This window comes from Spiroplasma endosymbiont of Phyllotreta cruciferae (assembly GCF_918697755.1).
This window is the reverse complement of the sequence record NZ_OU953854.1, coordinates 336,565-349,300: the sequence shown is the minus strand read 5'-3', so window position 1 is coordinate 349,300 and position 12,736 is coordinate 336,565. Positions and strand designations below refer to the sequence as shown.

The window sequence follows — 12,736 nt, the reverse complement described above, 5'->3', positions numbered from 1 at the left end:
CGGAATGCTTTACGAAGCGATAATGCTTTTAATTTACGATAAAGATTTTTAGTTAATTCGTGTTTAATAAAGCCCATTAAGTTTTTTGCCATTCCTTCTAAGGTTTTTAAAGTAATGTTACCTGTAAAACCATCCGTTACAATAATATCAACAAGATTACTTGTAATATCCCGTGGTTCAATATTTCCTTTAAAGTTAACTTTATTATTTTCTGCTAACAATTTATAAGCTTCCTTATGATAATCTTTCCCTTTTGATGCCTCTTCTCCAATATTTAAAATAGCAACTATTGGCGCTGGATTATTCATAATTGCTTGCGCATAAACACTAGCCATAATGGCAAAATTAACAAGATCTTGTGCATCATTTTCCAAATTAGCCCCCACATCTAACATTAAAACTGATTTTCCTTTTTTAATGGTTGGAATAAAGGGTATAAAAGCTGGATGAGAAATTCCAGGAATTTCACCAACAATAAAGTGACACGCCGCTAAGAAAGCTGCAGTTGACCCACCCAAAAGAAACGCATCTACTTTTTGATCACGCAATAATTCAGCAGCACGAACCATTGAACTATCTGGTTTACGACGAACTTCCATTAAACCTTCTGTCATTAAAATAACTTCCGTTGTTGCAAAAATTTCATATCTTGTTGCATCTAATTTTTCTTTAGTTGCTGCCGTTTGAATTTCACTTTCACTTCCAACTAGAACAAATGTAACATCTTGATATTTTTTCATAAAGATTTTTAAAGCCCCAATAATTAGATCAATTCCTAAATCGGTTCCCATCATATCAATCGCAATTTTACTCATAAACTAAATCTCCTAACTTACCTTTATTATAACAAATAATTAAATAGTTTTTTCTTTGAAAAGATTGTGGAAATTAATAATTATTTTTTTGGTAAAACTTCAAGTAATTGTAACTTAATTTTTCCTTTACTATCAACTTCTAAAACTTTAACTTTAACAAAATCATTCAATTGCACAATATCTTCTGTTTTTTCAACCCGTTTTTCTGCTAATTTTGAAATATGAATTAAACCATCAACATTTTCTTTTAAATTAACGAAGGCCCCAAACTTTTCAATTTTAACAACAGATCCTGTCATTTCAGTTCCAATTTCAACTGGCATCGCAATCACTTTTATTAATTCATAAGCTTTTTCAATTGCAGGATAATCCTTATGATAAATTGTTACTTGTCCATCATCTTCAATGTCAATTTTAACATCATCAGCTTTTTCAATAATGGCTGTAATCATCTTACCACCAGGACCAATCACTTCTCGAATTTTATCAACTGGAATTATAAATGTTTTCATCTTCGGTGCCGTTGGTGCTAACTGTGTTCGTGGCGCAGCAATCGTTGCTAAAACATTATCAAGAATTTGTAAACGCGCTTTTTTTGCTGCTAATAACGCTTCTTGTAAAATTGCTTCATTAATACCCGCAATTTTAATATCCATTTGCAAGGCACAAATCCCTTGTGCTGTTCCTGCTACTTTAAAATCCATATCGCCAAGATGATCTTCCATCCCTTGAATATCAGTTAAAATAGTATAATTATCATCTTCTTTTACTAAGCCCATTGCAATTCCTACCACTGGTGCTGTAATTGGAACCCCCGCCGCCATTAAAGCTAAGGTTGCCGCACAAATTGAAGCTTGAGAAGTACTACCATTTGATTCTAATACTTCTGAAACAATTCGAATTGTATATGGAAAGACCTTTTCACTAGGAATAATTTGCAACAATGCTTTTTCCCCTAAGGCCCCATGGCCAATTTCACGCCGCGATGGTGGTCCCATTCGTCCTGTTTCACCAACAGAAAAGGGGGGGAAATTATAATGGTGCATAAAGCGTTTGCCATCTTCATCAGTAATACCATCAATAATTTGATTTTCCCCTAAGGCCCCTAATGTCACAACCGACAAGACCTGTGTTTCACCCCGGGCAAATAAAGCACTCCCATGAACAACTGGTAAGACATCAATTTCACTAGTTAAAGGTCGAATTTCATCAAGATGGCGACCATCTAATCTTGTTTTATCAATTAAAATTTGACGACGAACTTCTTGACGAACAACAGCATGCAATGCTGTTTTTAATTCTGAAATAATTCGTTGTTGTTCTTTTTCGGTCATCTCCTTTGCAATAGGATAGTGTTCCAGGGCTTGTTCTGTTAAAACTTGAATTGTTTCATAACGGACAACTTTTTCCTTAATTTGTGCCGCAGCAATTAATTTTGTCGCATAATGTTCCTTAACATAATAAATAATTTCGCGACGAACAGTAAATAATGTGACATCCATTTTTGGTTGGCCAACTTTAGCAATTATTTCATGTTGAAAGGCAACTAATTCAGCAATTACCTTATGCCCCCTTAAAATTGCTTCTAACATTATTGTTTCTGAAACTTCTTTTGCCCCAGCTTCTACCATATTAATTGCATCAGCAGTTCCTGCTACAATTAATTCCATTTGGCCAGTATTTAACTGTTCTAAGGTTGGATCAAAAATAATATTCTGATTTTGATCAACTGTTAACAATGTTCCTGCTACTGGTCCAGCAAACGGAATTTTTGAAATTCCAAGTGCTAATGATGCCCCAAATAAACTAGCAATTCGAACATCACTATCGTTATCAACAGCTAAAACATTAATAACAATTTGGACTTCATTTCGAAAATTTTCTGAAAATAATGGTCGTAAAGCACGATCAATCACCCGCGCTGACAAGGTTCCATATTCTGATGGTTTCCCTTCTCGTTTTAAAAATCCCCCCGGGATTTTTCCAACCGAATATAATTTTTCTTGAAAAACAACTGTTAATGGAAAAAAATCAATTTCACTAACCTTATTACTAACTGTTGCGGTTACTAAGACTACTGTTTCACCATAACGGATTAAAACAGCCCCACTTGCCTGTTTTGCTAATTGCCCATATTCAACAATCAACGGACGATTATTAATTATCTTTTTAAATACTTGTTTTGCCATCAAAACCCTTAATTCCCCTCTGTTATTTTAAACCTTTTTAATTTTATCACACATTATTTTGATATTTACGATATGATATAAATATAGCGAAAAAGTTGAGGAACCTAATATGAAACAGCACTCAGTTTATATTGATAATCAAACCTTTGAAACATTAAAAGAACAGGCCTACTTGTTAGATGTTCGAACTAATGTCGAATTTAAAACTTTGTATCAAATACCAAATTCAACAAATGTTTATATCTTTGACTTATTACAACGCCCAAATTATTATTTACCAAATAAAGAACAACTAATCATTACCTTGTGCAACGGTGGTAACCGTAGTAGTGAGGCAGCATTAGAATTACGCCAGCTTGGTTATTCTAATGTTTATGTTTTAACAACTGGCATTTATGGTTATTATCGTTGAAAAGAACATAAAAATAGTAAATAAAAAGGATTTAAAATTAATTTTAAATCCTTTTTATTTACTATAAATCTTCATAGAAATTATAGGTAATTTGAAATGAACTAATATCTTTTAATTCTTGCAGTTTTGTTTTTTCCTCAGTAGATAGTTTAGTGGGAATTGCAACGATAACATTAACAATTAAATCACCACGTCTGCTAGATGTTGGACCTTTAAAAAACCATGGTTTGGAATACTAAAAACACTATTTATTTTTGTGTTTGCTGGTAATTTTAAATGAACATAACCATCAAAAGTTGGCACTTTAATTTTAGCTCCCAATAATGCATCTAAATAAGAAACTGGTAAATCTAAGTGTAAATTATCATTAACCCGTTTAAAATATTTATTTGGTTTAACGGAAATTTCTAAATAAAGATCGCCACGAGGGCCACTATTTAAACCATAATTTCCTTTTTCCCGAATTCGTAATTGTTGGTTTTCATAAATTGATTTTGGTAGTTCAATTTCAACAACTTCTTTCCCACGATAATGACATTGCCCTTTACATTTTGGACATTTACTTGTAACAACTTTCCCACACCCCTTACAATCAGGACAAGGTTGTTGGGATTGAATTACCCCAAACAAACTACGTTGTTCAATATTGACATATCCATATCCATCACAAGTTGTACAAGTGTGAATATCTTTTTTCGGATCTTTTGCCCCTGTCCCATCACAGGCTTCACAAGTTTTATCAACATTCAAATCAAGTTTGACTGTTTTTCCAAACATTTGTTCCTTTAAAGTAACTGTAACACGTGCTGCAACATTTTTTCCTTTAATTGGTTGGTTACTAAATCCACGACGTTTCTTAGCACCACCACCAAAAAAGTTTTCAAAAATATCACCAAAACCACCAGAAAAAATATCTTCAAAATCACCACCACTACTAAAGCCTTTACTAAAGCCACTAAAGCCACTAAAGCCACTAAAGCCACTAAAGCTATTTGGATCATTTCCAGCATGGCCAAACTGATCATAGTTCCGACGTTTATTTGGATCAGATAATACTTCATAAGCTTCATTAACTTCTTTAAATTTTGCTTCAGCATCCTTTTCTTTTGAAACATCCGGGTGGTATTTTTTTGCTAGTTGCCGAAATGCCCGATTAATTTCATCATCGGTTGCATTTCGGTTTACACCTAGTACATCATAATAGTTTCGTTTCCCCATTTTACCATCTTCCTACTTTCCTCTTTAAAGAAAAGATAACTAAAATAATTTTAGTCATCATTATTGTTATTTATCTTTTTTTTCATCATCTTCAATAATTTCTGGTTCAGATTGTTCACCTTGGTGATCATTCATATATTTCGAAGCATCAGCCATTGCTTGTTCAAGCCCCGCCATTTTTGCTTCTAATCCGGCATAATCTTCTTTTTCTAATAACTCTTTAATTTCTTTAACCATTTCTTCGGATGTTTTTAATTGTTCAGCATCCATTTTATCTTTGTTTGTTTCTAATGCTTGACTAATTATCGCAACATATGATTCAGCTTTATTACGTAATTCAATGTTTTTTAATTTTTGTTCATCTTTATCTTTATTTTTTTCAGCTTCATCAACCATGCGTTGAATTTCTTCATCGGTTAATCCACCACCATTAGTAATTGTAACAGATTGTTCTTTGTTTGTTTTTAAATCTTTTGCTGTTACTGACACAATTCCGTTAGCATCAATTGAGAACTTAACTTCAATTTGTGGCATTCCTTTTGGTGCGGGGTCAATTCCTGATAATTGAAAACGACCCAATGTTTTATTATCACCAGCCATTTTACGTTCTCCTTGTAAAACATGAATGTCAACCGCCGGTTGGTTATCAGCAGCAGTTGAAAACACTTGTGCTTTTGAAGTTGGAATTGTTGTATTTCGAGGGATTAACACAGTTGATACTCCCCCTAATGTTTCAATTCCTAATGATAATGGTGTTACATCTAATAATAAAACATCTTTTACATCACCCGCTAAAACTCCTCCTTGAATTGCTGCTCCAATTGCAACAACTTCATCAGGATTAATCGTACGGTTTGGTTCTTTTCCTAATTCACGTTTAATAACTTCTTGTACAGCTGGAATTCTTGTACTTCCACCAACTAATAATACTTGGTCTAGCTCACTAGCTTTTAACTTTGCATCAGCTAATGCTTTACGAACAGGTTCAACAGTACGGTCAACAAGGCTTTTTGTCATTTCGTCAAATTTTGCTCTTGTTAAAGTTAAATTTAAGTGTAATGGATTTCCATCACGAGCAGTAATAAAAGGTGCCGCAATTTCTGTTTGTAATTGTGAAGACAGATTTTTCTTTGCCTTTTCAGCTTCTTCTTTTAACCGTTGCATTGCCATTTTATCTGTTTTTAAATAAATGTTATTATCCTTTTTAAATTCTTCAACCATTCATTTAATGATAACATCATCAAAGTCATCTCCCCCTAAATGGTTATCACCAGCAGTTGATAAAACCTCAAAAGTTCCGTCAGCTAAATCTAAGATTGAAACGTCAAATGTTCCTCCTCCTAAGTCATAAACTAACACTTTTTGTTCTTTATCAACTTTATCAATTCCATAAGCTAACGCCGCTGCGGTTGGTTCGTTAATAATTCGTTCAACATCTAATCCCGCAATTTTTCCGGCATCTTTTGTTGCTTGGCGTTGCGCATCATTAAAATATGCTGGAACAGTAATAACTGCTTTTGATACTTTTTGCCCTAATTTTTTTTCAGCATAACTTTTTAAGTAACGTAAGATTTCTGCTGAAATTTGTTCCGGACTGTAATCTTTGCTATTAACATGAACTTTATCAGCTGTCCCCATCTTTCTTTTAATTGAACTAATTGTGTTTGGGTTAGTTACTGCTTGACGTTTCGCAGCATCTCCAACAATAATTTCATCATTTTTAAATGAAACAACCGATGGTGTTGTACGTTGCCCTTCTGGGTTTTCTAAAACTTTAAATTCGTTTCCTTCCATAACAGCAACACATGAATTTGTTGTTCCTAAATCAATTCCAATAATTTTTGACATAATATCTCTTTCCTTTCTCTCTCCAATATTGTTATTTTGCTACTTGCACTGATGCATGTCGTAAGACACGATCATGAATCATATATCCTTTTTGCATAATTTGAACAATGCATCCTGAATCAACATCATTTGATTCAACAATCTCAATTGCCGCATGGAGGTTAGAATTAAAACGTTCTCCCACTTTTGTATCCATTGCCGTAATTCCTTCTTCTTTAAAAACCGTTTTAAACATACGGTGAATCATTTCAAATCCAGTTAAAAAGTTTTTGACCTCCGATGTAACGTTTGTAACTTGTAATGCTCGCTCAAAGTTATCTAATGTTGGCAATAATTTTTCTGCCATTCCTGCGGCACGATAAAGCTTAATATCTGCTACTTCAGCATGAATTCTTTTCTTTAAGTTTTTCCCATCGGCTAATGCTAATAACTTTTCTTCTCGTAATCGCATATTATCTTTTAATAATAAATCAATTTCTTGTTCTAAATCTTCAATAATAGCCAAGTTATTTGCATCAACTGTTGGTGTTTCAGCTTCTGATGATGCTGAATCCGAGGTTGCCGCTTGAGTATTAGCTAATTCTTTCCGTAGTTTTTCAATTTTTTCTTTTAATTGGTTTGGTGAAGATTTGTCATTTTTTTCATTACTCATTAATCTCAACCTTTCTATCTTCTTTTTGATATGCTTCTCTAATGCGGTTTGCTAATCACTCTAATACTTCGTAGAGCTTATCATATTCCAAGCGCTTTGGTCCCACCAAAGCAATTCCCCCTTCTTGCATATCATCAACTTTATATGTTGTTGTTAATAATGCCATATCGTCATTATTAAATCCTGTTTCATTTCCAATTTGAATGGAAACCAAATCTTCATTTGGATTATCTTGTTGTTTTTTAAAATAATCAAACGGGGAAATTGTTTCAATAAAGCGAATGATTTGTTTAATTCGTTCTGGATTATTATACTCAGCATTTTGTAACATATATTGTAAACCATGAGTTGAATAACTTGGCTTAACAATGCTTGTTACAGCATTCGCAAATTGTTTTAAAATATATTCATAGTGTTTAACTTGTTGTTCTAAGACTGGCCGAATAACATCAAACTTAGCAGTAATATCAGTTATTTTGGTGTTTTCTAACCGACTATTGAATAATTCAATTGAAATTTGTAAATCATTAATTGAACTATTGTCATCAATATTAAATAATTTGTTTTCAACATGGCCATTTGTTAAAACAAAGACAACAACAGCTTGGGTCGCAGAAATTGGCAATAACTCAATTTTCTTTAGCATCTCTTCTTTAAAATTTGGACCAACAACAACCGTTGTTAAATTTGTCATTTCACTTAAAATTTGACCTGTTTGATCAAGAATATCATTAATTGACATATTACGATCAACAAATAATGCTTCAATGCGGTCTTTAATATCATCAATATTTTTTTCATCCATTAGATTATCAACATAATAACGATATCCTCTTGTTGATGGAATTCGTCCCGATGAAGCATGTTCTTTTTCTAAAAAACCTTCTTTTTCTAAAATTGCACATTCATTCCGAATTGTGGCAGAAGAAGAATCTATTAAGGGTGAAGCCATAATAGCTTTACTTCCAACAGGCTGCGCTGTTTTTGTGTATTCTTCCACAATTACTTTTAAGATGTTTTCTTGTCGTTGGGTTAACATCACCAGCACCCCCTAATTCCAATTCTTATTTAAATTTGGCAATTAACACTAAATAGTGCTAACAATAATATTATAAATTATCATTCTTAGAATGCAAGTGCTAATTTAATTTTGTACTGTTTTTAATAACCATTTTGTTATTGGCAACATCAATCGTATATGATTTTCCTTCTTGAATTTCTTCAGAAATAATAGCATGTGCAATTAATGATTCAAGGTTCCGTTGAATATAACGTTTGATTGGTCGAGCACCAAATTCACGATCATATCCTTCATTTAAAATTTTTTCTAAAACAGCTTCTGAATAAGTAATACGAATATTTTTACTATTTTCAATTCGTTGCGTTAATTCCGATAATTCTTTTTCAATAATTTCTTTAATCACTTCTTTAGATAAAGCATTAAAGGTTACAACATTGTCAATTCGGTTTAAAAATTCTGGTTTAAATTTTTTAGCTAATTCTTTTTGAATTAATAAACCAACTCCCTCATTGTTTTCATTTAATAAATATTCCGACCCAATGTTTGAAGTCATAATAATAATTGTATTTTTAAAATCAACTGTTTTTCCTAGCGAATCAGTTAAACGACCATCTTCTAAAATCTGTAAAAGAATATTCAGGATATCGGGGTGGGCCTTTTCAATTTCATCAAATAAAACAATTGAATATGGATTACGACGAACAGCTTCTGTCAATTGTCCCCCTTGTTCATGACCAACATAACCTGGCGGAGCACCAATTAACTTACTAACAGAATGCTTTTCCATATATTCTGACATATCTAATCGTACCATCTGTTTTTCTGAGTTAAACAAAACATAAGCTAAGCTACGAGCAACTTCAGTTTTTCCAACCCCAGTTGGACCCAAAAATAAGAAACTACCAATTGGTTTGTTGGGATCTTTAATACCACTACGACTACGAATAATTGCATCAGAAACTGCTTCAATTGCCTCGTTTTGACCACGAACACGACGACATAAAATCTTATTTAAATTCATTAGTTTTGCTTTTTCGGTTTCAACTAAGCGGTCAACAGGAATTCCTGTTCATTTTCCAACAATTGCTGCAATTTCACGTTCAGTTACATCTTCTTTTAACAAGTGTGACTCAGAAGCACTTTTTTCTTGCTCATGTAATTGTTGTTCTAACTTTGGCAATGAGGCGTATTGAATTTCTCCCGCACGATTAAAATCACCGCGTAATTGAGTTTGTTCTAATTCTTTTTTTAATTGTTCAACTTCTGATTTTAAATTTTTTAATTTAGTAATACTTTCTTTTTCGGAATTTCACTGAATTTCTAATTTTTCTTGTTTTGCTTTTAATGGTTTTAATTCATTTGCAATATCAACTAACCGTTCATTAGAAGCTTTATCGGTTTCTTTTTGTAAAGCGGCTTTTTCAATTTCTAATTGAACAACACGGCGATTTAAATTATCTAACTCAGTTGGCACTGATGCAATTTCTGTTTTGATTGTTGCTGATGCCTCATCAATTAAGTCAATTGCTTTATCTGGTAAAAAACGATCAGTAATATAACGTGATGATAAGTTAACAGCAGCTACTAATGCATTATCATGAATTTTAACCCCATGAAAAGTTTCAAAGCGTTCTTTTAAGCCGCGCAAAATTGAAATACTTTCATCAATTGTTGATTCAGAAACCATGACTTTTTGAAAACGACGTTCTAAAGCAGCATCTTTTTCAATATATAAACGATGTTCATCTAATGTTGTGGCACCAATACAATGTAACTCACCACGAGCTAACATTGGTTTTAGTAAATTACTAGCATCCATACTTCCTTGGGTTTTTCCAGCACCAATAATTAAATGTAATTCATCAATAAATAAAATAATATCACCATTTGATTCTTTTACTTTATTCATTACCGCTTTTAAACGTTCTTCAAATTCTCCTTGGAATTTAGTTCCCGCAATTAAGGCCCCCATATCTAATTCATAAATGGTTTTATTTTGTAAATTACTAGGGATATCACCTTTAACAATTCGTTGTGCTAATCCTTCAACAATCGCAGTTTTCCCAACTCCCGGTTCTCCAATTAAGACCGGATTATTTTTTGTTCTACGAGATAAAATTCGGACTACCCGGTTAATTTCGTCTTCACGTCCAATAATTGGATCTAATTTTCCAGCAATTGCTTCTTTATTAAGATTTTTAGTAAATTTTTCAAGAACCTTTGGATCTTTCCCTGGCTCATATTGTTGTGCAAATTCCATAAAGTATCCTCCTCTTTTAGCACTCTCACTCTTTGTCTGCTAATTTAATATTTATATCTTATCATAGTTGTTAGCAAAGTCAACTAAATAGTGCTAAAGTTTTAAAAATAATTTAATTACAAAAATATTAGATATAATAAGAGATAAAGGGAAAAGAAAAAACTTATTTTTAGAAAGGAGTACCAATGAAATTACAACACTTAGATAAAAAACGTTTAATTTTAATTGATTTAGATGGTACAACATTAATGAACGATGGTAAAACAATCCATCCAAAAACCCAAGAAGTAATTAAAAAAGCTGTTAATGTTGGCCATAAAGTATGTATTATTACTGGTCGTCCGCACCGAGCAAGTATTCGCTTTTATCGCGAATTAGGGTTAGATACATTATTAACAAATTTTGATGGTGGTCATATTCATGACCCTTTAAAACGTGAGTTTAAACGGTTAGTTTTCTCAATTGCATATGATGTAATTATAAGTATTATTAATCACCCCGGTGTTAAGGACAATGTTGAAAATGTTTTAATCGAACATTATGATAAAGCAATTTGTTGAAAAAAAGATGAGGCAATTGAAAACTACTTCCATCTTGATGACGTTGCTGATGATGAATATTTTATTGCTGACCCTTATAATTCTTGAAAAGGTCCCGCTAGTAATATGGCGTTATATTTGAGAGGCACTAATAAAACAGACGAAGTATTAAGAATGTTTGAAAACTTCAAAAACTCTGTTCTAATTAATATTGGTCACTATAGTAGTAAACAAAACCAAACAATGATTAATATTACAAATAAACTTGTTTCAAAAGGATTTGCCGCTGATATTTTAGCGCAATACTATAATGTTGATATTCGCGATGTTATTGCCTTTGGTGATGAAATTAATGACTTAGAATTATTACAAAATGTTGGTTATGGCGTTGCAATGAAAAATAGTAATGATAATTTAAAAACTAATGCTCGTGGGATTACCCACTTAACTAATAATGAGGGTGGCGTTGGGGATTATTTAGAAAAATTACTAAACGGTGAAAACGTTTAAAAAAGGGCATTAGCCCTTTTTTAAATTAAATAATAATTTTTAAAATACGTCCCATAAAATTCATTAAGAATTTGTCAATTTAAACCTTTTTGATTATTTGGAGTTAGTAACCATTGGGCAAAACCTTCTGCAAACAATTCCGCGTTTCCTCCGGTGCGACCATAACCAGATTGAATAAATGATCAAGCCGCTAATTGTTGTTGAAACGGTGCATTGTTACTAATTCCAACTCGTTTTCCTAAGTAGCGAACTAATACATCATTTGGAATATAAATAAATCCCCGAATAAAACTTGATGTTTTATCTTTAACTGGATTACAGCGCCAAGTTGTTGGTGGAATCATTATGGTTAAAACGAAGACGATTATTTGGTCAAACTCAAGCATAATTTGAAATTGCATACCCTATTTCATGAACAAAGGTTGAAATATTAGTTGCTGTTGAATGAAACCCAATTTGATATTGAACCTTACTCATTTGTGCTTGTAACGAATGCTCAGTAAACATTAAACATTGTGCTAAATCATTTCCATTTTCTTTTAATTTTGTAATCGCTATAACTCAGTTATTATATGCTGCATCATATTTTGCAATACTATTATCAATTTCTAAATTATATATTAATTTTTTAAAAACCGATGCTCCAAAAATATTAACAAACAAGTTAGCAAAACTAATTAAATTATTACGAAATGGTAATTGTTCTTTATCATCTAAAGCTAACACCATCTCTTCTAATTGATATGGATAAAACTTATTATTTGTTAAACCATTAACTACATCCGCAATTGTATTAAATTGAATCACTGCTTTTTTCTGATTAAATGCTGCTACAATTTTAGCATCTGCTTGATAAAGCATATTATTTTCACAGCGGTCAATGAAAGCTCATTCATTAGCACTAAGTTGTCTCACTTCACTAGTTGTCTGAGCTAAATTTTTAAATGTTGCACTTACTAATTGACTATTATTATGGCGAGTTAAATCTATTTTTTGTTTGCTATGATCAGAATATAATAAACAGTCACTATATTCAGCATAATTAATTTCATTATTGCTTTTTAGAACACTTAAAAATAATCATACAAACAATACTGCTAACCCTAAACTCACAATTAAAATTGCAATCATTGTAATATTTTTCGTTCTTCTCATAACCATTCGCTTTTAATAAGATTAAGTTTATTATTCATAAAAATTGATAAAATATTACATTATACTTTATATAATTATACCAAAAAATTCTTTAAATTGGAATACCTTGTTGGTATG

At 32.0% G+C, this 12,736-nt stretch carries 11 protein-coding genes; 2 read left to right on the top strand and 9 right to left on the bottom strand.

The genetic code is table 4. From position 1 onward, the window contains the following. Together plsX and NL276_RS02220 are read right to left on the bottom strand one after the other, a co-directional pair. On the bottom strand, positions 1-815 hold an 815-nt coding region (gene plsX, locus NL276_RS02225), incomplete at its 3' end, for a phosphate acyltransferase PlsX (RefSeq protein ID WP_253301816.1). Between the two features lie 80 nt (positions 816-895). Then, positions 896-3,004: a polyribonucleotide nucleotidyltransferase gene (locus NL276_RS02220; protein ID WP_253301815.1), complete on the bottom strand. Its 2,109-nt coding sequence runs from the start codon at positions 3,002-3,004 to the stop codon at positions 896-898. Between the two features lie 109 nt (positions 3,005-3,113). On the opposite strand from NL276_RS02220, the gene NL276_RS02215 reads away from it, so the two are divergent. Further along, entirely contained in the window at positions 3,114-3,440 is a 327-nt protein-coding gene (locus NL276_RS02215) for a rhodanese-like domain-containing protein (RefSeq protein WP_253301814.1), read from the top strand. 156 nt (positions 3,441-3,596) lie between these two features. Here NL276_RS02215 and dnaJ read toward each other — a convergent pair whose 3' ends face one another. The 5 genes from dnaJ to NL276_RS02190 form a co-directional block, all read right to left on the bottom strand. After that, positions 3,597-4,634 (bottom strand): molecular chaperone DnaJ, encoded by a 1,038-nt coding sequence (gene dnaJ, locus NL276_RS02210; RefSeq protein WP_253301813.1) that lies wholly within the window; start codon positions 4,632-4,634, stop codon positions 3,597-3,599. Positions 4,635-4,700: 66 nt separating this feature from the next. Then, entirely contained in the window at positions 4,701-6,482 is a 1,782-nt protein-coding gene (gene dnaK / locus NL276_RS02205) for a molecular chaperone DnaK (RefSeq protein WP_253301812.1), read from the bottom strand. A gap of 31 nt (positions 6,483-6,513) precedes the next feature. Next, positions 6,514-7,134, bottom strand: a complete 621-nt coding sequence (locus NL276_RS02200) for a nucleotide exchange factor GrpE (RefSeq protein ID WP_253301811.1) — start codon at positions 7,132-7,134, stop codon at positions 6,514-6,516. Beyond that, entirely contained in the window at positions 7,127-8,173 is a 1,047-nt protein-coding gene (gene hrcA, locus NL276_RS02195; RefSeq protein ID WP_253301856.1) for a heat-inducible transcriptional repressor HrcA, read from the bottom strand. The genes NL276_RS02200 and hrcA overlap by 8 nt, the downstream gene beginning before the upstream one ends. Before the next feature lie 100 nt (positions 8,174-8,273). Next, positions 8,274-10,415 carry an ATP-dependent Clp protease ATP-binding subunit gene (locus NL276_RS02190; protein ID WP_253301810.1) on the bottom strand — a complete coding sequence of 714 codons (2,142 nt, stop codon included), beginning with the start codon at positions 10,413-10,415 and terminating at the stop codon, positions 8,274-8,276. A 185-nt stretch (positions 10,416-10,600) separates the two neighbouring features. Here NL276_RS02190 and NL276_RS02185 point away from each other — a divergent pair, with 185 nt between their 5' ends. Then, positions 10,601-11,464, top strand: a complete 864-nt coding sequence (locus NL276_RS02185) for a Cof-type HAD-IIB family hydrolase (RefSeq protein WP_253301809.1) — start codon at positions 10,601-10,603, stop codon at positions 11,462-11,464. A gap of 20 nt (positions 11,465-11,484) precedes the next feature. Here NL276_RS02185 and NL276_RS02180 read toward each other — a convergent pair whose 3' ends face one another. Together NL276_RS02180 and NL276_RS02175 are read right to left on the bottom strand one after the other, a co-directional pair. Further along, the gene (locus NL276_RS02180; RefSeq protein WP_253301808.1) at positions 11,485-11,808 is read right to left on the bottom strand and encodes a hypothetical protein; all 324 of its coding nucleotides are present in this window, start codon (positions 11,806-11,808) and stop codon (positions 11,485-11,487) included. Beyond that, on the bottom strand, positions 11,780-12,619 hold the full coding sequence (locus NL276_RS02175; protein ID WP_253301807.1) for a hypothetical protein: 840 nt from the start codon (positions 12,617-12,619) through the stop codon (positions 11,780-11,782). Before NL276_RS02175 ends, NL276_RS02180 begins: the two co-directional genes overlap by 29 nt. Positions 12,620-12,736 lie beyond the last annotated feature (117 nt).